Origin of the sequence: Pseudomonas sp. efr-133-TYG-103a, assembly GCF_030209235.1 — a bacterium.
Taxonomy (GTDB): Bacteria; Pseudomonadota; Gammaproteobacteria; order Pseudomonadales; family Pseudomonadaceae; genus Aquipseudomonas.
On record NZ_JARVSK010000013.1, the window covers coordinates 157,379 to 183,141 of the forward strand.

The 25,763-nt window shown below is 61.1% G+C and carries 25 protein-coding genes; 9 read left to right on the forward strand and 16 right to left on the reverse strand.

What is annotated here, in order from left to right:
• Positions 1 to 50 precede the first annotated feature (50 nt).
• The 9 genes from QRN36_RS12110 to QRN36_RS12150 all read right to left on the reverse strand — a co-directional run bounded on the left by QRN36_RS12110 (position 51) and on the right by QRN36_RS12150 (position 9,413).
• A complete protein-coding gene (locus tag QRN36_RS12110) occupies positions 51 to 1,211 on the reverse strand; it encodes a D-alanyl-D-alanine carboxypeptidase family protein (RefSeq protein ID WP_093469089.1) in 1,161 nt (386 codons plus the stop codon).
• A gap of 181 nt (positions 1,212 to 1,392) precedes the next feature.
• Positions 1,393 to 2,430 (reverse strand): septal ring lytic transglycosylase RlpA family protein, encoded by a 1,038-nt coding sequence (locus QRN36_RS12115; RefSeq protein ID WP_285424293.1) that lies wholly within the window; start codon positions 2,428 to 2,430, stop codon positions 1,393 to 1,395.
• Positions 2,430 to 3,440: a lytic murein transglycosylase B gene (gene mltB / locus QRN36_RS12120; protein WP_285424294.1), complete on the reverse strand. Its 1,011-nt coding sequence runs from the start codon at positions 3,438 to 3,440 to the stop codon at positions 2,430 to 2,432. Before mltB ends, QRN36_RS12115 begins: the two co-directional genes overlap by 1 nt.
• 17 nt (positions 3,441 to 3,457) lie before the next feature.
• A complete protein-coding gene (gene rodA / locus QRN36_RS12125) occupies positions 3,458 to 4,561 on the reverse strand; it encodes a rod shape-determining protein RodA (protein WP_177182227.1) in 1,104 nt (367 codons plus the stop codon).
• Positions 4,562 to 4,592: 31 nt separating this feature from the next.
• Complete coding sequence (gene mrdA, locus QRN36_RS12130; protein ID WP_285424295.1) at positions 4,593 to 6,494, reverse strand: penicillin-binding protein 2; 1,902 nt, start codon at positions 6,492 to 6,494, stop codon at positions 4,593 to 4,595.
• A 31-nt stretch (positions 6,495 to 6,525) separates the two neighbouring features.
• A complete protein-coding gene (gene rlmH, locus QRN36_RS12135; RefSeq protein ID WP_093469074.1) occupies positions 6,526 to 6,993 on the reverse strand; it encodes a 23S rRNA (pseudouridine(1915)-N(3))-methyltransferase RlmH in 468 nt (155 codons plus the stop codon).
• Between the two features lie 9 nt (positions 6,994 to 7,002).
• Complete coding sequence (gene rsfS / locus QRN36_RS12140; RefSeq protein ID WP_093469071.1) at positions 7,003 to 7,395, reverse strand: ribosome silencing factor; 393 nt, start codon at positions 7,393 to 7,395, stop codon at positions 7,003 to 7,005.
• 16 nt (positions 7,396 to 7,411) lie between these two features.
• On the reverse strand, positions 7,412 to 8,044 hold the full coding sequence (gene nadD / locus QRN36_RS12145; RefSeq protein ID WP_218147278.1) for a nicotinate-nucleotide adenylyltransferase: 633 nt from the start codon (positions 8,042 to 8,044) through the stop codon (positions 7,412 to 7,414).
• A 94-nt stretch (positions 8,045 to 8,138) separates the two neighbouring features.
• Positions 8,139 to 9,413, reverse strand: coding sequence for a glutamate-5-semialdehyde dehydrogenase (locus tag QRN36_RS12150; RefSeq protein WP_285424296.1), 1,275 nt, complete (start codon positions 9,411 to 9,413; stop codon positions 8,139 to 8,141).
• Positions 9,414 to 9,638: 225 nt separating this feature from the next.
• Here QRN36_RS12150 and QRN36_RS12155 point away from each other — a divergent pair, with 225 nt between their 5' ends.
• Together QRN36_RS12155 and QRN36_RS12160 are read left to right on the forward strand one after the other, a co-directional pair.
• A complete protein-coding gene (locus tag QRN36_RS12155; protein WP_373568738.1) occupies positions 9,639 to 10,331 on the forward strand; it encodes a DNA-3-methyladenine glycosylase in 693 nt (230 codons plus the stop codon).
• 3 nt (positions 10,332 to 10,334) lie between these two features.
• On the forward strand, positions 10,335 to 11,651 hold the full coding sequence (locus QRN36_RS12160) for a bifunctional DedA family/phosphatase PAP2 family protein (RefSeq protein WP_285424298.1): 1,317 nt from the start codon (positions 10,335 to 10,337) through the stop codon (positions 11,649 to 11,651).
• Between the two features lie 30 nt (positions 11,652 to 11,681).
• Here QRN36_RS12160 and QRN36_RS12165 read toward each other — a convergent pair whose 3' ends face one another.
• Genes QRN36_RS12165 through QRN36_RS12175 form a run of 3 tightly spaced genes read right to left on the reverse strand, consistent with a single transcriptional unit; the run spans position 11,682 to position 13,358 of the window.
• Positions 11,682 to 12,272 (reverse strand): LON peptidase substrate-binding domain-containing protein, encoded by a 591-nt coding sequence (locus QRN36_RS12165; RefSeq protein WP_093469062.1) that lies wholly within the window; start codon positions 12,270 to 12,272, stop codon positions 11,682 to 11,684.
• Between the two features lie 10 nt (positions 12,273 to 12,282).
• A complete protein-coding gene (locus QRN36_RS12170; RefSeq protein WP_093469059.1) occupies positions 12,283 to 12,999 on the reverse strand; it encodes an LrgB family protein in 717 nt (238 codons plus the stop codon).
• On the reverse strand, positions 12,996 to 13,358 hold the full coding sequence (locus QRN36_RS12175) for a CidA/LrgA family protein (RefSeq protein WP_093469056.1): 363 nt from the start codon (positions 13,356 to 13,358) through the stop codon (positions 12,996 to 12,998). Before QRN36_RS12175 ends, QRN36_RS12170 begins: the two co-directional genes overlap by 4 nt.
• A 260-nt stretch (positions 13,359 to 13,618) precedes the next feature.
• On the opposite strand from QRN36_RS12175, the gene QRN36_RS12180 reads away from it, so the two are divergent.
• The 3 genes from QRN36_RS12180 to QRN36_RS12190 all read left to right on the forward strand — a co-directional run bounded on the left by QRN36_RS12180 (position 13,619) and on the right by QRN36_RS12190 (position 16,786).
• The gene (locus QRN36_RS12180) at positions 13,619 to 14,074 is read left to right on the forward strand and encodes a MaoC family dehydratase (protein ID WP_285424299.1); all 456 of its coding nucleotides are present in this window, start codon (positions 13,619 to 13,621) and stop codon (positions 14,072 to 14,074) included.
• 139 nt (positions 14,075 to 14,213) lie between these two features.
• Positions 14,214 to 15,908, forward strand: coding sequence for a C13 family peptidase (locus QRN36_RS12185; RefSeq protein ID WP_285424300.1), 1,695 nt, complete (start codon positions 14,214 to 14,216; stop codon positions 15,906 to 15,908).
• Between the two features lie 236 nt (positions 15,909 to 16,144).
• Entirely contained in the window at positions 16,145 to 16,786 is a 642-nt protein-coding gene (locus QRN36_RS12190; protein WP_093469047.1) for a nucleoside-diphosphate sugar epimerase, read from the forward strand.
• Positions 16,787 to 16,886: 100 nt separating this feature from the next.
• Here QRN36_RS12190 and QRN36_RS12195 read toward each other — a convergent pair whose 3' ends face one another.
• The 4 genes from QRN36_RS12195 to QRN36_RS12210 form a co-directional block, all read right to left on the reverse strand.
• Complete coding sequence (locus tag QRN36_RS12195; protein ID WP_093469044.1) at positions 16,887 to 17,177, reverse strand: YceK/YidQ family lipoprotein; 291 nt, start codon at positions 17,175 to 17,177, stop codon at positions 16,887 to 16,889.
• Positions 17,170 to 17,799 carry a flavin prenyltransferase UbiX gene (ubiX, locus tag QRN36_RS12200; protein ID WP_285424301.1) on the reverse strand — a complete coding sequence of 210 codons (630 nt, stop codon included), beginning with the start codon at positions 17,797 to 17,799 and terminating at the stop codon, positions 17,170 to 17,172. The genes QRN36_RS12195 and ubiX overlap by 8 nt, the downstream gene beginning before the upstream one ends.
• Positions 17,796 to 19,145, reverse strand: a complete 1,350-nt coding sequence (gene mpl / locus QRN36_RS12205; protein WP_285424302.1) for a UDP-N-acetylmuramate:L-alanyl-gamma-D-glutamyl-meso-diaminopimelate ligase — start codon at positions 19,143 to 19,145, stop codon at positions 17,796 to 17,798. The genes ubiX and mpl overlap by 4 nt, the downstream gene beginning before the upstream one ends.
• A gap of 447 nt (positions 19,146 to 19,592) precedes the next feature.
• Positions 19,593 to 21,524 carry a sigma-54-dependent Fis family transcriptional regulator gene (locus QRN36_RS12210; protein WP_285424303.1) on the reverse strand — a complete coding sequence of 644 codons (1,932 nt, stop codon included), beginning with the start codon at positions 21,522 to 21,524 and terminating at the stop codon, positions 19,593 to 19,595.
• Between the two features lie 301 nt (positions 21,525 to 21,825).
• Between QRN36_RS12210 and QRN36_RS12215 the strand changes: the two genes are divergently transcribed.
• From QRN36_RS12215 to QRN36_RS12230, 4 genes are all read left to right on the forward strand, one after another.
• A complete protein-coding gene (locus QRN36_RS12215) occupies positions 21,826 to 23,346 on the forward strand; it encodes an aldehyde dehydrogenase family protein (RefSeq protein ID WP_093469032.1) in 1,521 nt (506 codons plus the stop codon).
• 207 nt (positions 23,347 to 23,553) lie between these two features.
• Positions 23,554 to 24,006: a GNAT family N-acetyltransferase gene (locus QRN36_RS12220; RefSeq protein WP_093469029.1), complete on the forward strand. Its 453-nt coding sequence runs from the start codon at positions 23,554 to 23,556 to the stop codon at positions 24,004 to 24,006.
• Between the two features lie 254 nt (positions 24,007 to 24,260).
• Positions 24,261 to 24,908: a DedA family protein gene (locus QRN36_RS12225; RefSeq protein WP_285424304.1), complete on the forward strand. Its 648-nt coding sequence runs from the start codon at positions 24,261 to 24,263 to the stop codon at positions 24,906 to 24,908.
• Between the two features lie 3 nt (positions 24,909 to 24,911).
• The gene (locus QRN36_RS12230; protein WP_285424305.1) at positions 24,912 to 25,736 is read left to right on the forward strand and encodes a zinc-dependent peptidase; all 825 of its coding nucleotides are present in this window, start codon (positions 24,912 to 24,914) and stop codon (positions 25,734 to 25,736) included.
• The last annotated feature ends 27 nt before the right edge of the window (positions 25,737 to 25,763 follow it).

The window sequence follows — 25,763 nt, forward strand, 5'->3', positions numbered from 1 at the left end:
GGCGTACGGAGCGTCGATCATTGAGTGTTCAATAATCGATCAATCGGTGATCAGTTGAACAGACCGTAGAAGAACATGCGGATGCTATCCCACAGGCGGCGGAAGATACCACCCTCCTCGACTGCATCCATAGCGATCAGATTAGCGCTATGCACCACTTTGTCGTCCAGCTTGACTTCCACCTGGCCAATGACATCGCCCTTGGCGATCGGCGCAACCAGCTTGGGGTTCATGGTCATGCTGGCGGCGAGCTTTTTCAATTCGCCTTTAGGCATAGTCATCGTCAGGTCTTCGGCCAGACCGGCTTTGACCTGATGCTCTGCGCCTTTCCAGACCGGGGCCTGAGCCAGCTCGGTGCCTTTCTGATAGAAGGTCTGGGTTTCGAAGAAACGGAAGCCGTAGGTCAGCAACTTCTGGGTCTCGGCAGCACGAGCCTGTTCGCTGTTAGTGCCGAACACCACGGCGATCAGGCGCATGCCATCACGCACGGCCGAGGACACCATGCAGTAGCCTGCTTCTTCGGTGTGACCGGTTTTCAGGCCGTCGACCGTTTTGTCGCGCCACAGCAGCAGGTTACGGTTCGGCTGTTTGATGCCGTTCCAGAAGAACTCCTTCTGCGAGTAGATCGCGTAGTGAGCAGGGTCTTCGTGGATGATCGCGCGAGCCAGCAGCGCCATGTCGTGGGCTGTGGAGTAGTGATCAGGGTTCGGCAGGCCGGTCGGGTTCATGAAGTGGCTGTTGACCATGCCCAGGTCGCCAGCGGTCTTGTTCATGAGGTCGGCGAACGCGTCTTCGCTGCCGGCGATGTGCTCGGAGACCGCGACGCTGGCGTCGTTACCCGACTGAATGATGATGCCGTGCAGCAGGTCGCTGACGGTCACCTGGCTGCCGACCTTGATGAACATCCGCGAACCGCCGGTACGCCAGGCGTTCTCGCTGATGGTCACCGGATCGTTTTCGCCGATCTGGCCACGACGGATTTCCAGCGTGGCGATGTAAGCCGTCATCAGCTTGGTCAGGCTTGCCGGTGGCAGGCGCTGGTCACCATTGTTTTCGACCAGAACGTTGCCGCTGTTGGCATCCATCAGCACATAAGCCTTGGCAGCCAGTTGCGGTGGCGATGGCGTCATCTGTTCTGCCGCGAACACGGCAGGCGCGGTGAATAGCGGGATAAGCAGGCAAAGGCGTTTTGCAAAGGTGGTGATGTTCATCCGTCTCTCGAAAATGCTAATGGGCAAACATGCCCTTGCGGGCAAAGCGGTGGTGCCGGGCTACCCCGGCAAACGGGCTCACATTCTACAGAACGCCCCGTGAAAAGCTGCTGACAACGCTCGCTCTGGCGGCAAGTCGTCGGTCAGGCAGCGTTGACTGGACCTCGTTGCCGAGGACCGATCACTGATCCGACGTTACGACGCTCGGCGAACCCAGATTGGCCGACCTTACGCTGTTTTGCAGTTGTTGGGCTTCACCCGGCGTGTCGACCGGTCCCATCCGCACGCGATAAAGCGTCTGTTGATTGCGTGCGATCGAACTCACGAACACCGGCGCCCGAACCATCCCGCTCAGCTTGGACCTCAGCAGTTCCGCAGCGTCCGGGTTGGCGAAGGCTCCCACTTGGAGAAACAGCCCAGACGGCTGTCCGGAAGCGTTTTTTTTTGCATCGATCGGTACTGGCGAAACCGGCGCGGCGTGCTGTTGCGGCGGTGGCGTCCATTGTTCGATGGTGCCGGCAGAGGCGGTGATCACGGGTGCCGCGGCCTGTTGCTGAGGCGGTGGCGGGTTACTGCTGGCCACTTGCGGCTGATCGAGCATCAATGGCGCGGGCTTGCCGCGTTGCGCCCAGTACTGGGCTGGGTCGATGCCTTCGACTTTCACGCGCGCGGTACCGATCTCAGCGTAACCGAGCTTCTTCGCGGCAGCGTAGGACAGGTCGATGATGCGATCGGAATAGAACGGCCCGCGATCATTGACCCGCAGGATCACGCTGCGGCTGTTGTCCAGATTGGTGACGCGCACATAGCTGGGCAGCGGCAGCGTCTTGTGCGCCGCGCTCATGCCGTACAGGTCATACACTTCCCCGTTGGCCGTGTTCTGGCCATGGAACTTGGTCCCGTACCAGGACGCCGTACCCGTGGCGACATATGCCTTCGAATCGCTGAGCGGGAAGTAGGTCTTGCCGAGCACCGTGTACGGGTTGGCCTTGTACGGGCCGGTGTGCAGGGTCGGAATGGCGTCCGGAATGCGCGAAACATCGACATCCCACCATGGCGCACCATCCTTATGTGCCCTGTTGATATCCAGCCCCGGCTGGGCGCGGATGACATTGCCCTGCTGTGTCGTCGGGCGACTGGTGGAGCAACTGACAACGAGCAATGTCAGTGCCGCGAAGGCCATCAGTTTCAATGGTTGTTGGATCGGCAATGACCGCATTACTTGACGTCCCGAGCTTGAACAAGCAGTTCAGACAGCTGATGCACGGCCATTGCGTACATCACGCTGCGGTTGTAACGCGTGATTGCGTAAAAATTCTTCAAACCCATCCAGTATTCAGGGCCGTTGTCGCCATCCAGGCGAAAAGCCGTGACCGGCATATCATCGCGCAGCGCATCATGACTTGCCCAGCCCAGGCCCCGCAACTCCCCGACCGTCTTCACCGGTTCGATTCCGGGGCTCAGCCCCTCGTCCACCCGGTCGCCACGCACACTGGCACGACTGACGACAGGCTCACCCGCCACCCAGCCATGGCGTTTGAAATAACTGGCGACGCTGCCAATCGCATCGTCCGGATCGTTCCAGATGTTGATGTGGCCGTCGCCGTCGAAGTCGACCGCGTACGCCCGGAAACTGCTCGGCATGAACTGCGGAAGCCCCATCGCCCCTGCGTATGACCCCTTGAGCGTCAGTGGATCGACCTGCTCCTCCCGCGACAGCAGGAGAAACTCGCGCAGCTCCTTGCGGAAGAACTCGGCGCGCGCTGGGTAATCGAAACTCAGCGTCGATAACGCATCGATTACGCGGTAATTGCCAGTATTACGGCCGAAAAACGTCTCAACCCCGATGATCGCGACAATGACTTGCGCCGGCACGCCGTATTCCTGCTCGGCGCGCGCGAGGGCCGCCTCATGCTGCCGCCAGAAATCCACGCCCCCCGCAATACGTGCGTCGGTCAGGAACATCGGCCGGTAATCCTTCCACGTCTTGACCCGCTCGGCAGGCCTTGAAATAGCGTCGAGAATGGACTGCTTGCGCTGGACATCCCGAAAAACTTCAATCAACTGTTCGCCGGCGAAACCGTAATCTCGGGTCATCTCACCCACGAACTCGGCGACTTGAGGAGAGCCTTCATAGTCACCGGCAAGCGACTCCTGCACTGAACCGAGGATGCCCATCAGACCGACCAGCGGCGCATATCGAGCAGCCCAGCCACGCACTACTTGCATTGAGTTCTTCACCTTAATCAAACCTGAGCGATCCACTTGCGATGGGTATGGATCGACATCAAAACCCCAAACGCTGACAGCAGCGTCACGAGCGAAGTTCCGCCGTAGCTAATGAAGGGCAGCGGCACTCCCACCACCGGAAGCAGCCCGCTGACCATACCGATGTTGACGAAAACATAAACAAAAAATGTCATGGTCAGGCTGCCTGCCAGCAACTTGCCGTAAAGCGTCTGCGCCTGGGCCGTGATGACCAGCCCGCGACCGATCAGCAACAGGTAGATCAGCAACAGCGCGCAGATGCCGACCAGCCCGAACTCCTCGCCAAGGACCGCGATGATGAAGTCGGTGTGGCTTTCCGGAAGAAAATCCAGATGCGACTGGGTGCCCAGCAGCCAGCCTTTGCCGAACACGCCGCCCGAGCCGATCGCCGCCTTGGACTGAATGATGTTCCACCCGGTGCCCAGCGGATCGCTTTCCGGATCGAGGAAGGTCAGGATCCGCTGCTTCTGATAGTCGTGCATGAAGAAGAACCACATGCCCACCGCTACCGGCACGGCGGCCGCGATCACGCCGATGATCCAGCGCCAGCGCAGGCCGGCCATGAACAGCACGAAGGTCCCGGACGCCAGGATCAGCAGCGAAGTCCCAAGATCGGGCTGGCGGACGATCAGAATGAATGGCAGGCCGATCAGCCCCAGACTCACGGCGACGTGCTTGAGATGGGGCGGCAGCGTGCGTTTGGACAGGTACCAGGCGATGGTCGCCGGCATGATGATCTTCATGAATTCGGACGGCTGGAAACGGATCACCCCGGGAATGTTGATCCAGCGCGTCGCACCCATGGCGTTGTGGCCCATCACGTCGACCGCCACCAGCAGCAGAACGCCCAGCACATAGGCCACCGGAACCCAGCGCGCCATGAAGCGCGGTTCAAGTTGCGCAATGACGAACATGGAAACCAGGCCGATGCCGAACGACGTGGCCTGCTTGATCAGCAGATCCCAGCTCTTGCCGCTCGCCGAATAAAGGACGAACAGGCTGCCAGCCGCCAGCGTCAGCAACAGGATGAGCAAAGGGCCATCGACGTGAATTTTCTGCAGAAAGGTCGCGCGACGGCGCATCACGTCTTCGCTGGAGAGGATGCGGTCGAAATTACTCTTCACGGGCCGCGGTCTCCGGAGGCAATGTATTACTGGCGTATTCGGGTTTCAGACGGCCATCCGGGCCCAGCAGCCAGGCGTCCATGACCTGACGCACCACAGGCGCTGCGGCACCGGAACCGGACTCGCCGTTCTCGATCATCACAGCCACCACGATTTTGGGGTTATCGGCCGGCGCGAAGCCGACGAACAAGGCGTGGTCACGATGGCGCTCCTGCACTTTGGAGCGGTCGTACTTCTCGCCTTGGCGAATGGCCACGACCTGTGCGGTACCGCTCTTTCCTGCAATCCGGTACTGAGCACCGATCGCTGCCTTGCGCGCCGTGCCGCGTGCGCCGTGCATCACCTGTTGCATGCCGTGATTGACCTTGCCCCAGTCGGACGGGTCGCGCAGCACGATGTCCGGCATCGGGTTTTCGTCCACCGGCTTTTGTCCTTCGATGGTCTGGGCCAGATGCGGCCGGTTCCACTTGCCCTTGTTCGCCACCAGCGCAGTGGCCTGAGCCAGTTGCAAAGGCGTGGCCTGCATATAGCCCTGGCCGATGCCGAGGATGAGGGTTTCACCCGGGAACCACGCCTGACGCCGGGTAATGCGCTTCCAGTCGCGGGAAGGCATCAGGCCGGGAGATTCTTCGAACATGTCCAGCGACACTTTCTGCCCGATGCCGAACTTGTTCAGGTAGGAAGACAGCCGATCAATGCCGACCTTGTGCGCCAGGTCGTAGAAGTAGGTGTCGTTGGAACGCATGATCGCGGTGTCCAGGTCGACCCAGCCATCGCCGGTGCGGTTCCAGTTACGGTATTTGTGATCGTAGTTCGGCAGCATGTAATAGCCGGGGTCGAACACGCGGGTGCTGGCCGTCACGACACCGGTGTCCAGACCGGCAATCGCCACCGCAGGCTTGATGGTCGAGCCCGGCGGATACAAACCCCGCAGAATACGGTTGAACAGCGGCCGATCGACCGAGTCACGCAGCTCGGAATAGGCCTTGAAGCTGATACCGGTCACGAACAGATTGGGGTCGAAACTCGGCTGACTGACCATCGCCAGCACTTCGCCGGTGTTCGGGTCCAGGGCGACCACCGCGCCACGGCGTCCGCCCAGCGCGACCTCGGCGGCCTCCTGCAACTGGATATCAAGGCTCAGAACGATGTCTTTGCCCGGCACCGGGTCAGTACGCTTCAACACGCGCAAAACACGCCCGCGGGCGTTGGTCTCGACCTCTTCGTAGCCGACCTGACCATGCAGTTCAGGTTCGTAGAAGCGCTCGATGCCGGTCTTGCCCATGTGATGGGTGCCGCTGTAATTCACGGGATCGAGGCTTTTCAGCTCTTTCTCGTTGATTCGCCCCATGTAGCCCACGGAGTGCGCAAAATGCGCGCCCTGCGGGTAATGGCGAATCAGTTGCGCCACCACTTCAACGCCGGGCAGGCGGAACTGGTTGACGGCGATCCGGGCGATCTGCTCCTCGGTCAGCTCGAACAGGATTGGCACCGGTTCAAACGGGCGACGCCCTTGTTTCATGCGCTTTTCGAAGATGATCCGGTCATCAGGCGTCAGCTCGAGCACTTCGATGATCGTATCGAGCACCTGGGCCCAGTCGCCGCCCGAGCGTTCGCGGGTCATGCTCAGGTTGAAGCTGGGCCGGTTGTCGGCGATCACCACGCCGTTACGATCGAAGATCAGCCCGCGACTCGGCGGAATCGGCTGCACGTGGACGCGGTTGTTCTCCGAGAGGGTCGAGTGATAGTCGTACTGGATGACCTGCAGGAAGTACAGCCGCGCCACCAACACGCAGATCAGCACGATCACCGCGACTGCGCCGACCACGACGCGGCTGCGCACCAGGCGTGCGTCCTTTTCGTGGTCTTTCAGGCGAATCGGCTGAGACATTTAGGGCGTGTTCACAGTGAAGGCAGCAGCGCTACTTGTGATAAGGGTGACCGGACAACACTGTCCAGGCACGATAAATCTGTTCACCGATCAGAATGCGCACCAGCGGGTGCGGCAACGTCAACGGCGACAACGACCAACGCTGCTCGGCACGGGCACAGACTTCCGGCGCGAGCCCTTCGGGACCGCCGACCATCAGATTCACGGTTCGCGAATCCAGACGCCAGCGATCGAGCTCGCCCGCCAGTTGCTCGGTGCTCCATGGTTTACCCTGCACTTCAAGCGTGACGATCCGCTCGCCCGGCTGCACTTTGGCCAGCATGGCCTCGCCTTCCTGACGAATCAGGCGTGCCACGTCGGCGTTCTTGCCACGGGTGTTGAGCGGAATCTCTACCAGTTCCAGCGCCAGTTCGGATGGCAGACGCTTGGCATACTCATGCCAACCCTCTTCCACCCACTTGGGCATGCGTGAACCGACAGCAATCAGACGCAGACGCACAATGAGCCCTTATTCGTTGCCCGGGGTGTGATGGGCACCGCTGGCGGCACGGCTCTGCTCAGCGCCTTGCCACAGACGTTCCAGGTCGTAGAACTGGCGAGCGGCGGCGGTCATCATGTGCACGATCACGTCGCCCAGGTCCAGCAGAACCCAGTCGCTTTCGCCTTTGCCTTCTTCGCCCAGCGGCTGTGCGCCCTTGGCTTTGACGTTTTCGCGGACCTTGTCCAGCATCGCGTTGATCTGACGGTTGGACGTACCGGTGGCGATCACCATGTAGTCGGTCAGGCTGTGCTTGTCCTTGACGTCGATGACCAGGATGTCCTGTGCCTTGACGTCTTCCAGAGCAGCCTTGGTCAGTTCAACCAGCTCTTCGCCGGATACGGATTGTTTTTGCTTTGTCATAAAAAACTCATTCAGTTCAATTGGGCGCACGGTACAGTCCGTGCGCCTCGATGTAGGCCAGTACCGCGTCTGGCACCAGAAAACGTACCGACTTCCCGCTGGCCAGCAGTTGGCGGATCTGGGTGGCAGACACCGAAAGCGGCGTCTGCCAGACGAATGTAATGTGTCCGCCAGGCCCTTTCAGGGCCTTCGGATCGCTGACCGCGCGTGCCGCCAGCAGGTTACGCATGGCGTCCGGCGACTCGCTGTCGGCGTCCGGGCGTTGCAGCACCACGATATGGCAGTGCTCCAGCAACTCTTCCCAACGATGCCAGGTGGGCAGGCCGCAAAAGGCATCCCAACCCAGCAACAAAAACAGCTGGTCATCGGCGGACAGCTCAGCCCGCATCGATTCCAGCGTGTCGATGGTGTAAGACGGCTTGTCGCGCAACAGCTCGCGATCATCCACCGTCAAGGGCGGCACGCCTTCCACCGCGCAACTGACCATCGCCAGACGGTCTTGCGCAGAGACACTTGGCGTGTCGCGATGAGGCGGTCTGGCGCTGGGCGTCAGACGCAGCTCATCGAGTTCAAGCAACGCGGCGACTTCAAGCGCGCCGCGCAAATGGCCGATGTGCACCGGATCGAACGTGCCACCCAGCATGCCGATGCGTTTCGGCTTGCCACTGGCCCGAGCCGTATCGCTGGCTGGCTGGGCAACAGCACCCGCACCGTTGCCCGGGCGCTGACCGATATCGGCCAAGTCAGGCCGGCCCCTGTCCGCGCAACTGGCGACCGTCGCCAATGACGACGTATTTCTCGCACGTCAGGCCCTCGAGCCCGACCGGACCGCGCGCATGAATCTTGTCGGTGGAAATACCGATTTCAGCGCCCAGGCCGTACTCGAATCCGTCGGCGAAGCTGGTGGGCGCATTAACCATGACCGAGCTGGAGTCGACTTCAGCCATAAAGCGGCGCGTCTGGCTCTGCGAATCGGAGACGATGGCGTCGCTGTGATGCGAGCCGTAATGGTTGATGTGCTCGATCGCCTGATCCAGACCGGTCACGACGCGGATCGACAGGATCGGCGCCAGATACTCGGTGTGCCAGTCTTCTTCGGTGGCGGCAACGGCATCGATCAACTGACGGGTGCGCTCGCAGCCACGCAGTTCGACGCCTTTCTCGCGGAACTGGGCGGCCATCTGAGGCAAGAAGTCAGACGCAATGGCCTGATCCACCAGCAGCGTTTCCATGGCACCGCAAATGCCATAGCGATAAGTCTTGGCGTTGAAAGCGATGCGTTGAGCGGCAGCGAGGTCGGCGTGGGCACTGACATAAACGTGGCAGATGCCGTCCAGATGCTTGATCACCGGTACCCGGGCATCGCGACTGACGCGCTCGATCAGGCCTTTGCCACCCCGTGGCACGATGACGTCGACGTACTCAGGCATGGTGATCAACGCGCCGACGGCCGCACGGTCGGTGGTCTCGACCACCTGGACGACCGCTGCGGGCAGGTCAGCTTCGGCCAGGCCGCGCTGAATGCAGGCAGCGATGGCCCGGTTGGAGTTGATGGCTTCGGAACCGCCGCGCAGGATGGTCGCGTTTCCCGATTTCAGGCAAAGACTGGCCGCATCGATGGTCACGTTCGGACGCGACTCGTAGATGATCCCCACCACGCCCAGCGGTACGCGCATCTTGCCGACCTGAATACCGGACGGCTGGAAGTTCATGTCACGGATGGTGCCCACTGGATCCGGCAGACCGGCAACCTGGCGCAGACCGGCGATCATGCTGTCGATACGCGCCGGGGTCAGGGCCAGACGCTCGAGCAGTGCCGGCTCCAGACCATTCGCACGGCCGGCGGCAAGATCCTGCTCGTTGGCGGCAGTCAGCTCGTCCCGGGCGGCATCCAGCGCCGCAGCAGTCGCAGCCAGCGCGCGGTTTTTCTGCGCGGTACTGGCGCGACCGATCACGCGCGAGGCGTCACGGGCGGCGCGACCCAGGCGGGTCATGTAGTCAAGAACGGACTCAGTCATGGTCTCAGAGGTCTTGGCAGAGAGGAAAGCGGCCGATTATAGCTGCCGGGCGGGCTGAACGACAGCGGCGACAGGCGGATGGTCGATATAAGCCGGATTTGCTGGACGAAACCGTGAAATCAAGCTCAGCCGCCAGCCTGCGTTCACATTTAGTGCCGTTCCCGCCGCGCCCATTCAGCTGCAATTAAGCGCGACATTGCTATCATCACCGCTCATTCCAAGATCATGCATGCGATGCCACGACAGACCCCGCGCGCCTTGCCCGACAGCTTCTTCCACCGCGATGCCCAGACGCTTGCCCGCGATCTGCTGGGCAAGGTCATCCGCCATAAGGTCGGTGAGCTATGGCTATCGGCGCGCATCATAGAGACCGAGGCCTATTACGTCTCGGAAAAAGGCAGCCATGCGTCCCTTGGCTACACAGAAAAACGTAAGGCTTTGTTTCTGGATGGCGGACACATTTATATGTACTACGCCCGTGGCGGAGATTCGCTGAATTTCAGTGCCGAAGGACCGGGCAATGCGGTACTGATCAAATCCGCTTATCCCTGGGTCGATGCCTTCTCTGATGAAAACAGCCTGGCGCAGATGCAACTGAATAATCCCGACGCCAGCGGTCAACTGCGCACGCCGCAGCGGCTGTGCGCCGGGCAGACACTGCTGTGCAAGGCGCTCGGGCTGAAGGTCCCGATGTGGGATGCCAAGCGTTTCGATGAAGAGCAGTTGTTTGTCGAAGACGTGGGCCAGCAACCATCGCGGATCATTCAAACCACGCGCCTGGGCATCCCGACCGGGCGCGATGAACACCTGATGTACCGGTTCGTCGACGCCGATTACGCGCGGTTCTGCACACGGAACCCTGTCAGACGCGGGCAAGTCGAAGGCCGCGATTACCTTTTCATCGAGCAAGGAAACTGACCCATGGGTGCATGGCTCGACAGCGTTACCTCCTGGCTGAGCGCCAACCCGTCCTGGCTTGGCGCCGCCATTTTTCTGATCGCCTTCGTCGAGTGCCTGGCCATCGCCGGCATCATCGTGCCCGGCACTGTCGCACTGTTCGCGGTGGCAGCACTGGCCGGCAGCGGCATCCTGGAGTTGAGCGAAGCGTTGCTGCTAGGTTTCCTGGGCGGTTTGCTGGGAGACTTCGTGTCTTATTTCCTGGGCCGCCGTTTCCATCAGAACATCCGCCGCCTGCCGGGCCTGCGCCATCATCCGGAGTGGATCGGCGGCGCCGAGGCCTACTTTCAACGTTATGGCATCGCCAGCCTGCTGGTCGGGCGCTTCATCGGTCCGTTGCGGCCCATGCTGCCAATGGTCGCCGGCATGTTTGACATGCCGTTGGTGCGCTTCGCCGGGGTCAGCCTGATTGCGGCCGCTGGCTGGTCGGTGGCGTACATTCTTCCGGGCTGGGCGACCGGCGCGGCGATCCGCCTGCCGCTGCCGGAAAACTTCTGGCCGCAGGCAGCAGTGGTCGGTGTCGCACTGGCGATCCTGCTCGGCATCGCCGTTCAGAGCAGCACACGCCAGAAGCGTTATGCGACCAGACTGATCGCCGCGACATGCTTCGTTCTGTTAGGAGCCGTGTTTCTTGGCTGGCCGTATCTGGCGGATTTCGATCAGGGTCTGATGACCGTCGTTCAGGCGAGCCGAAGCGAAGCGGCGGAAAATTACGCCGTGATGATCACCGGCCTGGGGGATTTCCGGACCCAGTTCTGTGCCGCTGCGTTGCTGGCGATTCTGTTGCTGCTCACTCGCCAATACCGGCACGCGATCTTTGCCGTAGGAACTACGCTGGGCGCCGCGGTCGTCAACCAGAGCATGAAATACACCTTCGCCCGCGCCCGCCCGGAAGTGCTGGCCGAGCCGTTGACCACTTACAGCATGCCCAGCGGACATGCATCCGCCTCGTTTGCCTTGTTCATGACGCTGGCCGTACTGGCTGGGCGCGGGCAGCCGGTGCGACTGCGCCTGACCTGGCTGTTGCTGGGGGGAATTCCGGCGCTGGCCATCGCGATGTCCCGTGTGTATCTGGGCGTTCACTGGCCGACCGACGTGCTGGCCGGCATGATGCTGGCGTTCTTCACATGCTCGGCGAGCCTGGCGTTCGTGCAGAACAAGCAATCGCTGCCGGCGCTGCCGATTCGCGTCTGGTGGTTGATCCTGCCTGCGACGGTGGCTCTGTTGGGCGGATTTGCCCTGCACTCGTTCGGGCACGGCCTGATTCGCTATCAGTATTGAGGCCGCGCCCTTTGGCCGGCGTCGGGCGTGTCAGGCCTGCATGTCGCCCTGCATCTCGTCGAGCAGATCCTGAATGGCGTCGAGGCGTTCTTCGGCGTCGTCTATTTCCAGCAGTTCGATCTTGTCTTCCTCCGCGAACGGCAGCAGATAGGCCAACTGATTGGCCAGCGACTGTTGCCCACTGGCCGTCAGCCCCATGTTCAACGCCGCCACCATGGGGTGCTCGGCCAAGGCCGCCAGAAGTGCAACGAGGTCATCGTCTTCTTCCTGAAGCGGCTGCTCCTGCGGATCTTCCAGCCACTCCACCTCGGCCAGCAGCAGGTTGTCACGTTGCGACTCTGCGTCGATCACCCGAAAGCGCCGCCCGCCGACCACCCGGATACCCAACAGGCCGTTGTCCTGCTGCTGGAAATCAGTGACCAGTGCCTCGCAACCGATCTGCGAGAACCCCTCAGGAACGTCACCCACCTCGCTGCCTTCAGTGATGCAGACCACACCGAACCCTTCGCCCTGTTTCATGCAGCGGCCAATCATGTCCAGATAGCGTGCCTCGAAGATCTGAAGATCCAGCACACACCCCGGGAACAGCACAGCGTTCAGCGGAAACAACGGCAACGACATAAACCCACCCTCAAGCAACCAGAGACACCGCCAACGGCAAAAACAGCGCCGTGGCGACACCCATCAGACTCATCGCCAGCGCCGCGAAGGCGCCGCATTCATCACCTTCCTGCAAAGCCGCCGAGGTGCCCACTGCGTGCGCCGTCAGCCCCAGCGCCATGCCGCGAGCTTCCGGACTCTGCACGCCCGCCAGGGTCAGCAGACCGGGCCCGAATATGCCGCCGATGACGCCGGTGATCAACACAAAAACCGCTGCCAGCGCTGCAACACCACCTATCTGTTCGGCGACCAGCATGGCAATCGGTGAGGTCACTGACTTGGGCGCCATCGTCATCAGGATCATGTGGTCGGCACCCAACAGCCAGCCGAGCGCGACACATGACCCGGTTGCCAGCACGCCGCCAATCACCAGCGTAGTCAAGACCGGCCAGAACAACTGACGAATACGCCGCAGATTCAGATAAAGCGGCACTGCCAGCGCAACCGTCGCGGGCCCGAGCAGGATGCTGAGAATGTCGGTGCTTTTACGGTATTCGACGTAGGTCAGCCCGCAACTCACCAGCACGACAATGACCACGACCATCGACACCAGCACCGGTTGCAGGAATACCCACCGGGTTTTCTCATAACCGGCGAGCACGATCTGATAGGCGCCCAAGGTGATCGCAATGCCGAACAGCGGATGATGAATCACCGAAAGCCATGCGCCTTGCCAATCCAGACTCATGACGGCTCCCGGCGGCTGGACTGGCGATCGATGAGTTTCTGCATCAGCCAGCCCGCAAAGGTGAGCGAGATCATCAGTGACAGCACCAGCGAGCCTACAATGGCCCAGAAGTCATCGGCGATCTGGTCGGCATAAACCATCACGCCGACGGCAGGTGGCACCAGCAACAGCGGCAGATAACGCAGCAGACTGCTGGCAGCCAGGCTGATGGGTTCGCTGACTTCGCCTCTGATCATCAAGTAAATCATCAGCAGCACCAGGCCGATGATCGGCCCCGGCAGTATCGACAGGAATAAATGATTCAGCGCCGTTCCCACCAATTGGAACAGCACAAGCCAGGTCAGGCCTCGTAGCAACATACAGAACTCCACAAATTCGCGGCGACATTATAAGCATGCGGTTTCGTCAGCTATGGCTCGGCATTCGCAAACCTTGGGATTCTTGACCACAGCCCTGCGGCGTGCTGATCTTCATCGCGTCAGGCGATGATGATGTGCAAGCGCGCCGACCGAAGAGGCGCCAGACGCCGCCACAGAGCCAAGCAATAAAAGAGCCTATAGCCGCAGAAACCGGAAAACACAAAACCGCAGGACGTCAACGTTTCACAAGGAGAGTAACGATGCCCTATGTACCCGTCGCAGAACTCAAGAGCTATGAAGGCAAGGAACTGGGAAGTTCCGAGTGGCTGCTCATCGATCAGGAACGAATCAATCTGTTCGCCGAGGCAACCGGCGATTTCCAATTCATTCACGTCGACCCGGTCAAGGCCGCGCAGACGCCCTTTGGCTCGACCATCGCCCACGGCTTCCTGTCGCTGTCGCTGATCCCCAAGTTGATGGAATCGCTGCTGGTGCTGCCGGAAGGCTTGAAAATGGTGGTCAATTACGGCCTGGACAGCGTGCGCTTCGTCCAGCCCGTTAAGGTCGATTCGCGCGTTCGTCTAAAAGTTGCGCTGACCGAAGTCACGGAAAAGAAGCCTGGGCAATGGTTGCTCAAAGCGACGGCAACGCTTGAAATCGAGGGTCAGGACAAGCCCGCCTTCGTCGCAGAACCCCTGTCACTCTGCTTCGTGTAAATTTCTCAAAACGTGAAACAGTCGTAACAGACTGTTTCACCACGCTTACTGGCTGCGGCATACTCGCTGCGGCTGTGTGAGCGACTCGACACAAGTACGCGATCTGATCACGCCGACATATTTATTTGCGGGATTTACCATGCGCGCGCTTGCCCCTCTGGCCCTGACCCTTCTGCTTACCGCCTGCGGTGACGGCGAATCGCTGTTGCCTCCCGACGCTCGCCTGCCCGACGGCGGTCGTTATCGAGGCGACATCGTCAACGGCATGCTGCAGGGCAAGGGTCGTATCGATTACCCGAACGGCAGTTGGTACGCGGGTGCGTTCAAGAACGGTCAGTGGGATGGCCAGGGCGAATGGCATGCCAGCAATGGCGACGTGTATCGCGGCGGGTTCCAGAGCGGACTGTTTCAGGGGCAAGGGGCGCTCACCACCAGCGCTGGCAGTTATGTTGGCGGCTACAAACTGGGGCGACGTGACGGCGAAGGCACGCTCAAAGAGCACGGCATGAGTTATCGCGGCGAATTCAAGGCCGATCAGTACGATGGCCTCGGCCACCTGGAACTGGACGACGGCAGCCAGTACCAGGGCCAGTTCGCGCAGGGCAAGCCCAACGGCGAGGGCCAGCGCAGCGATGCGGCAGGCAACCAGTTCAGCGGCAAGTTCGTCGACGGCCAACTCGAAGGCACCGGCAATTTCAACAGCGCTGACGGTGATCAGTATGTCGGCGGCTTCCACAACAACCAGCTCAATGGCCGCGGGCGTTACGAAAACGCCGACGGCGATGTCTGGTCGGGTCAATTCAAGGACGGCGCCTTTACCGGCAAAGGCGAATTGATCGGTGCTGACGGCACCCGCTATCAGGGTCAGTTCCTGAACTGGCGGTTCGCTGGCGAAGGCCGTCTGCAGATGCCGGACGGCAGCACCTACGTCGGGCATTTTGAAAACGACAATTATCATGGCGCAGGCGTGCTGACGACCGCCGAGGGCGAGATTCAGAGCGGCACCTGGTCCAACGGCCAGCGCGTGCGCGACGCGTCGGGCAAGTTGTTGCCAGACCCGCTGGAGGTCGGCCTGCTCGCTCAGGGGCCGTTACTGGAGAAAGCGCTCGCCGCAGTGCCTGCCTCGACGCCGGCCATCGAACTCTACAGCCTGGTCGTCGGCGGCGATGGCAAGCAGAGCGTGTTTCTGCGCGAGGCGGACTTCGTCAACAAATTGCTCGCCACGCGCTTCGGCGCATACGGTCAGGTGTCGCTGGTGAACCATCGCGATCACATGACGGATCGACCGCTGGCCACACGCGAGAACATCAACCGCGCCGTCCAGACGCTGGCCAGACGCAGTGGTCCGGAAGACCTGATTTTCATCTACCTCACCAGCCACGGCACACACGAGCATGAGCTGGTGCTGGACCAGCCGCGCCTGGAGCTCTCGGACCTTCCGGCCAAGGAGATGTCGGGCGTGCTCGCGCCTTTGAAGAATCGCGACAAAGTGGTGGTGATTTCTGCCTGTTACTCGGGCGGTTTCATCCCTGCGATCAAGGATGAGCACACGATGGTCATCACCGCTTCGCGGGAAGACCGGGTCTCGTTCGGCTGCTCGGAAGAGGCGGATTTCACTTACTTTGGCGAAGCACTTTTCGGCAAAGCACTGGCCGAGAGCGACGACCTGATTCAGGCCTTCAACGAAGCCAAAGCCATCGTTGCCCAGCGGGAAACCGACGAGAACTTCGAAGCCTCCGAGCCGCAGATCTGGGCGCCCAAAGCGGTCGTCACGCGCTGGCAGCAGCTGCGCAAGAGCCAGGCAGAGCGGGCATTGAACACCGTGGGACGCTGACTGCGCACTTGACTGGCCCCGCGACCTGCGTGGGCCGGCAATCAATACTCGGGCGCCTGCTGAAGCGACCTTCGGCTTGCAAACGGCTCCCCACTGATCAGCAGACAAGCCTCGCCCCTGCGAGTCCGTGCCAGCGCCCAGATGAATATTTGAGCGCCGGGTGAAACCTGTCCGCTCGGCGCGCAGTCTGTTCCGATAGAGCGCCTATGCTTGTGACGTATCAAGGGAGAAAGACCATGTACTTGACGCCGCAACACATTTTGCTTGCCGGAGCGACTGGACTGACAGGCGAGCACTTGCTGGATCGCTTGCTCAACGAACCCACCGTCAGCCGTGTGCTGGCCCCCACTCGCCGTCCGCTGGCTGAACACCCGCACCTGGAAAACCCTGTCGGCGAGCTCATTTCACTGCTGCCCGAACTCGGCGGCCAGATCGATATCGCCTTCTGCTGCCTGGGCAGCACGATCAAGCAGGCGGGCTCGCAGGATGCCTTCCGTGCAATCGATCTGGACATGGTGGTGGCGTTCGGCAAGCGGGCCCGGGAGCTGGGCGCGCGTCATCTGGTGGTGATCAGCGCTGTGAATGCAGACCCCGAATCGAGCATTTTCTACAGCCGCGTCAAAGGCGAAATGGAAGAGGCGCTCAAGGATCAGAACTGGCCGCAACTGACCATCGCCCGGCCCTCGCTGCTGATCGGCGAGCGTGAGGACCAGCGGCTCGTCGAACAACTGGCTGCGCCCATCGCCAAGTTGATACCAGGTAAGTACGGCGGCATCGAGGCGTGTCAGCTGGCTCGTGCCCTTTGGCGCCTTGCGCTGGAAGAACAGGACGGGATTCGGGTCGTGGAGTCCGACGAGCTGCGGCGATTGGGCAAATAGCTACGCCCTGCTCGCGTATCGCCCTCAGAGCACCTTTGTAGCGGATGAAAGATTGTGCGCGAGCGGCGTCCCTGCTCCTGGCGATGACACTCGCGGCCGCCTACATCCCGCCCGTTGCCTGAAACCCGACGCCCAGCGCAGTCAGGATCGACAGCGGCAACAGCACCGTGTCGAGCAGCGCGCTGCCGGGCAGATCGAGCATCGGGTATTTCGGCGCTTCTGCCCCGAAACGGTCCTTCTCGCAGCAGCCACCCTCAATCGCATACAGATCCAGCCGCGTGCCGGAATACACCACCGGAGCGCCCGGCTGATTGGCATCCAGCGTGCGCACGGTCGAGCAGCCCGTGGCGAGAACCAGCCCCAGCGTCAGGACAAAAAGCTTCTTATTCATCGGCGCCAAAATGGTGTTCGCCCCAACGGGGCAGCATGTCTTGAGGGATGTTCAACAGGTTGAGAATGCGCGCCACGACGAAGTCGACCAGATCGTCAATGGTCTGCGGCTGGTTGTAGAAACCGGGTGAAGCGGGAAGTATCACCGCACCCAGATTCGACAGCTTCAGCATGTTCTCCAGGTGAATGCTTGAGAACGGCGCCTCGCGCGGCACCAGAATCAACTGCCGGCGCTCCTTGAGCGTCACATCAGCGGCGCGCTCGATCAGGTTGTTACACGCGCCGGTGGCGATCGCAGACAAAGTGCCCGTCGAGCACGGCACGACAACCATCGCGCTCGGGGAACCTGAGCCGGAGGCCACCGGCGACATCCAGTCTTCCTTGCCGTAAACGCGGATCTGCCCTGCTCCAGCGCCGGTGTATTCGGTCAGAAACGCCTGCATCATCTGCGGCTTGGGCGGCAGCGTGACATCGGTTTCGGTGGCCATTACCAGTTGGGCGGCCTTGGAAATGAGAAAATGCACTTCGCGATCTTCCCGCACCAGACAATCCAGCAAGCGCAGACCGTATTGCGCGCCGGACGCGCCGGTCATCGCCAGCGTGATGCGTTCCGGCCCGCTCATTTCAACGCCTCGGCCAGCTTGTTATGCAGCCCGCCAAAGCCACCGTTGCTCATGATGACCACGTGCGTGCCGGGCTGCGCCTGACTTTTCACACGTTCGATAATGCCTTCGAGGGAATCGCATACCACTGCCGGGACCGTGCATTCGGCAGCCGTTGCGCCCAGATCCCAGCCCAGATTGGCCGGCGAGTACCAGACCACCTGATCCGCCTGCGCGACACTTTCCGGCAGTCCGTCACGATGCGCGCCGAGCTTCATCGAGTTGGAGCGCGGCTCCACGATGGCGATGATCGGTGAATCTCCGACTTTCTTGCGTAGGCCGTCCAGCGTGGTGGCGATCGCGGTCGGGTGATGGGCGAAGTCGTCGTAAATCGTGATGCCGCGCACTTCGGCGACCTTTTCCATACGACGTTTCACGCTTTTGAAAGCACTCAGCGCCGCAACGCCTTGCTGCCCGACGACGCCCACGTGACGCGCCGCCGCGAGGGTCGCCAATGCGTTCGCCACGTTGTGCTGACCGGTCATGTCCCAGTCGACGACGCCCTGCGTTACGCCTTCGAACAGTACTTCGAATTTCGAGCCGTCTTCGCTCAGCAGTCTGGCCTGCCACTGACCGCCCTGCCCGGTGGTCTGCACCGGCGTCCAGCATCCCATCTGAATGACCCGTTGCAATGCAGGCTCGGTGGTGGGATGAATCACTAGGCCTTCGCTTGGAATGGTGCGCACCAAATGGTGGAACTGGCGCTCGATCGCAGGCAGATCGGGGAAGATGTCGGCATGATCGAACTCGAGATTATTCAGGATCGCGGTACGCGGGCCGTAATGCACGAACTTCGAGCGTTTGTCGAAGAAGGCGCTGTCGTACTCATCGGCCTCCACCACAAAAAACGGCGTGTCACCCAGACGCGCAGACACCGCGAAGTTTTGCGGCACGCCGCCGATCAGGAAGCCCGGGCTCATGCCAGCATGCTCCAGCACCCACGCCAGCATGCTGCTCGTGGTGGTCTTGCCGTGAGTGCCCGCAACCGCCAGCACCCAGCGACCGCGCAGCACGTGGTCAGCCAGCCATTGCGGACCGGAAACGTAAGGCAGCCCTTTGTTCAGGACGTACTCGACGGCCGGATTGCCTCGGGACATCGCATTGCCGACCACGACCAGATCAGGCGCCGGTTCCAGATGCGAAGGGTCGTACCCTTGCATCAACTCAATGCCTTGCGCCTGCAACTGCGTGCTCATCGGCGGATAGACGTTGGCATCGGAGCCGGTGACTTTGTGGCCCAGATCCTTGGCGAGAACCGCCAGCGATCCCATGAACGTGCCGCAGATACCCAGAATATGAATGTGCATGACCGACCTCTTAAAACGTTCGCGCAGGTTAGCGTAGAAGGCGGTGGATGCGCACGAGGGAATTGCGCAGAACGGCGGCCGCGCTTGAGGATGCCCCACGGTGAACGCCTCGTTGGACCGCCTCTCGGGTCAAGGCGTCACAGGACCGGCTTTAGCCGGGAAGGCGTCGGGGGGCTAACCGCAGAACTGATGGCGACCACACTGGCCTATTCCCGGCTGAAGCCGGTCCTACTGGCTGACCGCGACGCGCTGCAAAATCGCGGGTAAACGCGTCCCACTGACTGCGTCACGCTGCAATATCGTGGGTGAATGCCGGGCCCTGCTGACTGACCGCGACACGCTGCAATATCGCGGGCGAGCCGTCGTAGGACCGGCTTTAGCCGGGAAGGCGTCGGGGGGCTCGCCGCAGATTGGGACAATTCATACAAGCTTCATACACCCAGGGCTTCAGCGGTTGATCCCATGTTTGCGCAGCTTTCTATAGAGCGTATTACGGCTCACCCCTAGCTCCCGGGCGGCATGGGTCATGTGCCAGCGCTGGGTTTCCAGAGTGGCGATGAGCGCTGCGCGTTCGGCATCGTCCAGCGGCGAATCACTGCGCCTTGGATCGGGGTTCATGCGCGCGAGGGTGGACTGGGAAGCGGCCTGACGGACTGGCGCTGGCAGATCGGCCAAACGAATCAGATTGTCTTCGCACAGCGCCGCCAGAGTCCTCAACACGTTGCGCATCTGCCGCACATTGCCTGGCCAGTTGAAGGCCAGCAGCAAATCCCTCGCCTCAGGCTCGATCATGACGGCATCGCCGCCCGCTTCTTCTTTCAACAAGAAGTCCAGCAACTGGGCCTTGTCGCTGCGTGCTCGCAACGGCGGCAAACTGATTTCCAGGCCGTTGAGTCGATAGAAAAGGTCCTCACGAAAGCCGCCATCCTCCACACGTCCCAGCAGATTCCGGTGAGTCGCGCTGATGATTCGTACATCCACGGCGTGCGGCTCGCCACCAATCGGCACCACTAGCCGATCCTCCAGCACGCGCAAGAAACGGGTTTGCAATGCCACCGGCATGTCACCGATTTCATCAAGGAACAGCGTCCCACCATCGGCCTGCTGCAACTTGCCGCGCATGCCCTCCTTGCGCGCGCCCGTGAAACTGCCGCCGCGATACCCGAACAATTCGCTTTCGATCAGGGTTTCCGGAATCGCCGCGCAATTCAGGGCCACGAAAGGCTTACCGGCCCGCCGACTGGCGTAATGCACGGCTTTGGCGAACGCCTCTTTTCCCGAGCCGGTTTCACCGTTGATCAACAGCGGCACGTCGCGCTCGAACACCTTCAAGGCCCGACGAAAATCGGCTTGCAGCGAAGCGTCGCCCAGACACAAGCCGCCTGGTGGCGGAGGCACTGCAGGTTGGCTGACAACCGCTGTAGCAGGCGCTGTCATCTGCGGTCGCGATTGCCCACGCAGCATGGCGAAGAAGCCTCGGCCGTCTCGCGTTCTCAGCGGCCAGCAGGTTGCCGCGTCAGCCGATGCACGTGCCAGCAAGTCGCTCATAGCGCAATCAAACAACGCCTCGACGGGGCGACCGATCAGTTCGCAGCGCCCCAGGCTCAGCAAATTCAGCGCGCTCTGGTTCACCGCGCTGATGCAACCCTCGCCGTCGAATGCCAGCAAGCCTTCGCTGAACAGCCCGACGGAGCCCGCCTGCAAATGAAAGCGCAGCAGCCATTGATCGTCGAAATGGCGCAGAAAGTAGCTGCTCTCAATCATTTTTGCCGACAGATTGACCAGCGCCATGGTGTGAAACTGGCTCTGGCGGGTGACATCGTGCCGCGCCGAAGACACGTCGAGGACCGCGAGCAGGTCGCCATGAGGGTCGAAGACAGGACTCGCCGAGCACGTCAGCCCGGTGTGCCGGCCGCGAAAATGTTCGTCGCGATGAATCGTCACGCACTGGCGCTCCACCAGACAGGTGCCAATACCGTTGGTGCCCTCGCGCGCCTCGCTCCAGTCAGCGCCCAGCCACAGACCGGCGCGCTCGAAGATCCGCCGTTCGCCAGGCTCGGTGACGCAATTGAGGATGATCCCGCGCGCGTCGGTCAGCAGCACGGCATTACCGCCAGAGAGCTGCTGATGCAGGCTGTTCATTTCACCACCGGCGATGTTCAGGACCTGCTGCAGACGCTCGCGGCTCTCAAGCACGCGGGCGTGTTCGAGCACCGTTGGCGCCATGGCCTGCGCCGGATCGAGGTGGTAATCCTCAAGGCATCGCAACCAGGAGCGGGCGATGGAAGGGTCGGCGCCAGGGCCGTAACGATGGTGGGCTTTACCCTGCGCAACGGTCAGGACTTGTTGCGCATGTCGAGCGAAATGGCGGCTGTGCATTGTTATTGTTCTTCCTAGGTTGTGGCTCTCCCGGGGAGTCGCAGACCAGCATCCTCTTCGTAACCGGCCATTGCAATGCTTGCGCCGGAACGCACCGCCAGACCGTTGCACATCCGGTACAAACTGTCACATGCGCTGTATCAAGGGCGGGGCAAGCCGGCCGGCCAGCGATCTGATTTCTTCAGTAAAACCCTTGTAAACCGGCGTCCGGACGGCGGTGGCCCGCGCTTTGCTCTACGCTTTGATCAAGCGCAGCAGCGCGTTATCCCCACACAATCACAAGAGCAAGGAGATATTCACCATGCGTTATGCCCATCCCGGTACTGAAGGCTCGCTCGTCACCTTCAAGACCCAGTACGGTAACTACATCGGTGGCGAATTCGTGCCTCCGGTCAAAGGCCAGTACTTCGAAAACACCTCGCCCATCACCGGCAAGCTGATCGCAACCTTCCCTCGCTCGACTGCCGAAGACATCGATAAAGCGCTGGATGCCGCCCACGCCGCGGCGGATGCCTGGGGCAAGACCTCCGTGCAGGAGCGCTCACTGACGTTGCTGAAAATCGCCGATCGCATTGAGCAGAACCTTGAGCTGCTGGCGATCACCGAAACCTGGGACAACGGCAAAGCGGTGCGCGAAACCCTCAACGCCGACATTCCGCTGGCCGTCGACCACTTCCGTTATTTCGCCGGTGTGCTGCGTGCCCAGGAAGGCACCGCCGCCGAGATCGACGGCAATACCGTGGCGTACCACATTCATGAACCGCTGGGCGTGGTCGGCCAGATCATCCCGTGGAACTTCCCGCTGTTGATGGCCGCCTGGAAACTTGCGCCGGCGCTGGCAGCCGGAAATTGCATCGTGCTCAAACCTGCCGAGCAAACGCCGCTGGGTATCAGCGTGTTGATGGAGTTGATTGGCGATCTGCTGCCCAAAGGCGTGCTGAACGTCGTTCAGGGTTACGGCCGCGAAGCCGGTGAAGCGCTGGCCAGCAGCAAGCGCATCGCCAAGATCGCCTTCACCGGATCCACGCCGGTGGGCTCGCACATCATGAAGCTGGCGGCCGACAGCATTATCCCGTCCACCGTCGAGCTGGGCGGCAAGTCGCCGAACATCTATTTCGAAGACGTGATGAACGCCGAACCCGAGTTCATCGATAAAGCCGCAGAAGGCGTGGTGCTGGCGTTTTTCAACCAGGGCGAAGTCTGCACATGCCCATCGCGTTGCCTGGTTCAGGAGTCGATTTACCCGCAATTCATGGAAGCGGTGATGAAGAAAGTCCTGAAAATCAAACGGGGCGACCCACTGGATACCGACACCATGGTGGGCGCTCAGGCGTCGCAACAGCAGTTCGACAAGATCCTCTCCTACCTGGACATTGCCCAGGGCGAAGGCGCCGAGCTGCTGACCGGCGGCAAGGTTGAAAAAATGGAAGGCTCGCTCGCGACCGGCTATTACATCCAGCCAACGCTGCTCAAAGGCAATAACCGCATGCGCGTGTTCCAGGAGGAAATATTCGGCCCGGTGGTCAGCGTCACGACCTTCAAGGATGAAGCGGAAGCCATCGCAATCGCCAACGACACCGAGTTCGGCCTCGGTGCGGGCGTGTGGACCCGCGACATCAACCGTGCCTACCGCGTAGGCCGAGCCATCAAGGCCGGTCGCGTGTGGACCAACTGCTATCACCTGTACCCGGCCCATGCCGCGTTTGGGGGTTACAAGAAATCCGGCGTCGGCCGCGAGACCCACAAAGTAGCGCTCGAACATTACCAACAGACCAAAAACCTGCTGGTGAGTTACGACACCAACCCGCTGGGTTTCTTCTGACAAAAAGCGGTTTCAGTGACCAGCCAACGGCCTCTTCGGAGGCCGTTTTCATTGCGTAAACACTCAGGTGCCGGCGCTGCACAGCCAGGGCGCCGTGACTTTGGATTGCGCTTTCTAAACCGCTTAGGCACAGTCGAAATCGTCTGTCCCCGTGCCAGGCGCGCCCTCCCCCTTTCATGCATTGCACAATGAAGCTGAGGCCCAACCATGCGGATCGTTCAAGCCACCCTGGAGCACCTGGACCTGTTGACACCGCTGTTCGTCAAATACCGCGAGTTTTACGGCGAGCTGCCTTTTCCTGACTCATCCCGCGCCTTTCTGGAAAAACGCCTGCGCCGCGAAGAGTCCGTGATCTATCTGGCCTTGCATGACGAAGACGACAGCAAGCTGCTGGGCTTTTGTCAGCTCTATCCCAGCTATTCGTCGCTGTCTCTGAAGCGCGTGTGGATCCTCAACGACATTTATGTCGCAGAAGACGCCCGTCGCCAGTTGGTGGCTGACCACCTGATTCAGAAAGCCAAGAAGATGGCCCGAGAAACCCAGGCCGTGCGCATGCGTGTTTCAACCAGCGCCAACAATGACGTGGCGCAGAAAGTGTACGAATCCATCGGGTTTCGTGAGGACACTCAGTTCAAGAACTACGTCCTGCCGATCAACTGAACGACACACACTTCCCGTGCAGGAGCGCGCTTGTCCGCGATGACGTCGGATCAATCGATATTCGGCGCTGCAGGCCTGTAGCGTCCGCGGGCGAGCGCGCTCCTGCAGAGGTCTGTGCGTCATCACTACCAAATGTTTCAATCGCTGGTCCGGCGCCAGCAATATCCTGTTTCTTCCCTCTATAATGCGGCCCAATTCCCTTCGACTCATCGTCCGCACGACCCGAAATCGGGTCTCACAACCAGGTGCCGTACATGGATTTCAACCCGCTTGACCTGATTCTCCACCTCGACGTCTACCTCGACATGCTGGTGACCAACTACGGCACTTGGGTCTACGCGATTCTGTTTCTGGTCATTTTCTGCGAAACCGGTCTGGTCGTGACCCCCTTCCTGCCGGGTGATTCATTGCTCTTTATCGCAGGCGCGGTGGCAGCGGGTGGCGCGATGGATCCGGTGCTGCTGGCGTGCCTGCTGATGGCCGCGGCGATACTCGGCGACAGCACCAACTACGTGATTGGCCGAACGTTGGGGGACCGCCTGTTCCGCAATCCGGATTCGAAGATATTCCGCCGCGATTACCTGACCAAAACCCATGAATTTTATGAGCGCCATGGCGGCAAAACCGTGACGCTGGCGCGCTTTCTGCCGATCATCCGCACCTTCGCGCCATTCGTGGCAGGCGTGGGCAAGATGCATTACCTGCGCTTTCTGAGCTTCAGCGTGCTGGGATCGGTGCTCTGGGTAGGCGGTCTGGTGGCTCTGGGCTTCTTCTTCGGCAACATCCCCTTCATCAAGAAAAACCTGACGCTGCTGGTGCTGGCAATCATCCTGATTTCGCTGCTGCCGATGATCATCGGGCTGGTCCGCAGCCGCATGGGCCGCTCCGCAGAAGCCCGCTGATCGATGTGGTCGCTGGGGAACTGGCTCAAGCGTCGCACGCTGGCGCGCAATCCCGTCGATCCTGCCGTATGGGAGCGTGTGCGTCAGCGACTGCCGATCCTCGACGGCCTGAGCGCCGAAGAAGACCGCTACCTGCTCGACAGCTGCGTACTGTTTCTGCGAGCCAAACACCTCACCGCGCTCGAAGGCGTGAATCTGGATGAAGAGTCGCGGCTTTTTCTTGCTGCGCAGGCGCAGTTGCCGCTGCTGGCGCTGGGCGATCTGAACTGGTATCAGGGATTTCACGAGATCATTCTGTACGGCGATGACTTCGTCAGCCCGCAGCGGCACCGCGACGCCAGCGGCGTGGAGCACGAGTGGGACGGCGAGCACAGCGGCGAGGCCTGGTCGCAGGGACCGGTCATTCTGGCGTGGCCGGGGGTGCTGTCGAGTGGTGGCTGGGAGGCCTACAACCTCGTCATTCACGAACTGGCGCACAAACTGGACATGCTCAATGGCGACGCCAACGGCCTTCCGCCGCTGCACCCCGACATGCGCATCAGTGACTGGGCCAGCACCATGCAGAGCGCATTCGACGATCTCAACCGGCAGCTGGACGCCGACCCGGACGCCGAAACGCTCATCGATCCTTACGCCGCCGAGAACCCCGCGGAATTCTTCGCCGTGATCAGCGAGTACTTCTTCAGTGCCCCGGATTTGCTGGTCGAAGCGTATCCGCAGGTGTATCAGCAGCTCAGAGCCTTCTACCGTCAGGACCCTCTTGCACGGCTTACGGCACTTCAAGCGCAAAACCCGGTCTATCAGGCTCACGACGACGCCCGGGGCTGATTGGCGTACATGGCAACCGCTGCCGAA

Excerpts from the sequence above, each read along its gene's own strand:
- QRN36_RS12110 (WP_093469089.1), bottom strand. The coding sequence starts at position 1,211 with ATGAACATCACCACCTTTGCAAAACGCCTTTGCCTGCTTATCCCGCTA.
- QRN36_RS12115 (WP_285424293.1), bottom strand. The coding sequence starts at position 2,430 with ATGCGGTCATTGCCGATCCAACAACCATTGAAACTGATGGCCTTCGCG.
- mltB (WP_285424294.1), bottom strand. The coding sequence starts at position 3,440 with ATGCAAGTAGTGCGTGGCTGGGCTGCTCGATATGCGCCGCTGGTCGGT.
- rodA (WP_177182227.1), bottom strand. The coding sequence starts at position 4,561 with ATGCGCCGTCGCGCGACCTTTCTGCAGAAAATTCACGTCGATGGCCCT.
- mrdA (WP_285424295.1), bottom strand. The coding sequence starts at position 6,494 with ATGTCTCAGCCGATTCGCCTGAAAGACCACGAAAAGGACGCACGCCTG.
- rsfS (WP_093469071.1), bottom strand. The coding sequence starts at position 7,395 with ATGACAAAGCAAAAACAATCCGTATCCGGCGAAGAGCTGGTTGAACTG.
- QRN36_RS12150 (WP_285424296.1), bottom strand. The coding sequence starts at position 9,413 with ATGACTGAGTCCGTTCTTGACTACATGACCCGCCTGGGTCGCGCCGCC.
- QRN36_RS12155 (WP_373568738.1), top strand. The coding sequence starts at position 9,639 with ATGCATGCGATGCCACGACAGACCCCGCGCGCCTTGCCCGACAGCTTC.
- QRN36_RS12160 (WP_285424298.1), top strand. The coding sequence starts at position 10,335 with ATGGGTGCATGGCTCGACAGCGTTACCTCCTGGCTGAGCGCCAACCCG.
- QRN36_RS12165 (WP_093469062.1), bottom strand. The coding sequence starts at position 12,272 with ATGTCGTTGCCGTTGTTTCCGCTGAACGCTGTGCTGTTCCCGGGGTGT.
- QRN36_RS12170 (WP_093469059.1), bottom strand. The coding sequence starts at position 12,999 with ATGAGTCTGGATTGGCAAGGCGCATGGCTTTCGGTGATTCATCATCCG.
- QRN36_RS12175 (WP_093469056.1), bottom strand. The coding sequence starts at position 13,358 with ATGTTGCTACGAGGCCTGACCTGGCTTGTGCTGTTCCAATTGGTGGGA.
- QRN36_RS12180 (WP_285424299.1), top strand. The coding sequence starts at position 13,619 with ATGCCCTATGTACCCGTCGCAGAACTCAAGAGCTATGAAGGCAAGGAA.
- QRN36_RS12185 (WP_285424300.1), top strand. The coding sequence starts at position 14,214 with ATGCGCGCGCTTGCCCCTCTGGCCCTGACCCTTCTGCTTACCGCCTGC.
- QRN36_RS12190 (WP_093469047.1), top strand. The coding sequence starts at position 16,145 with ATGTACTTGACGCCGCAACACATTTTGCTTGCCGGAGCGACTGGACTG.
- QRN36_RS12195 (WP_093469044.1), bottom strand. The coding sequence starts at position 17,177 with ATGAATAAGAAGCTTTTTGTCCTGACGCTGGGGCTGGTTCTCGCCACG.
- ubiX (WP_285424301.1), bottom strand. The coding sequence starts at position 17,799 with ATGAGCGGGCCGGAACGCATCACGCTGGCGATGACCGGCGCGTCCGGC.
- mpl (WP_285424302.1), bottom strand. The coding sequence starts at position 19,145 with ATGCACATTCATATTCTGGGTATCTGCGGCACGTTCATGGGATCGCTG.
- QRN36_RS12210 (WP_285424303.1), bottom strand. The coding sequence starts at position 21,524 with ATGCACAGCCGCCATTTCGCTCGACATGCGCAACAAGTCCTGACCGTT.
- QRN36_RS12215 (WP_093469032.1), top strand. The coding sequence starts at position 21,826 with ATGCGTTATGCCCATCCCGGTACTGAAGGCTCGCTCGTCACCTTCAAG.
- QRN36_RS12220 (WP_093469029.1), top strand. The coding sequence starts at position 23,554 with ATGCGGATCGTTCAAGCCACCCTGGAGCACCTGGACCTGTTGACACCG.
- QRN36_RS12225 (WP_285424304.1), top strand. The coding sequence starts at position 24,261 with ATGGATTTCAACCCGCTTGACCTGATTCTCCACCTCGACGTCTACCTC.
- QRN36_RS12230 (WP_285424305.1), top strand. The coding sequence starts at position 24,912 with ATGTGGTCGCTGGGGAACTGGCTCAAGCGTCGCACGCTGGCGCGCAAT.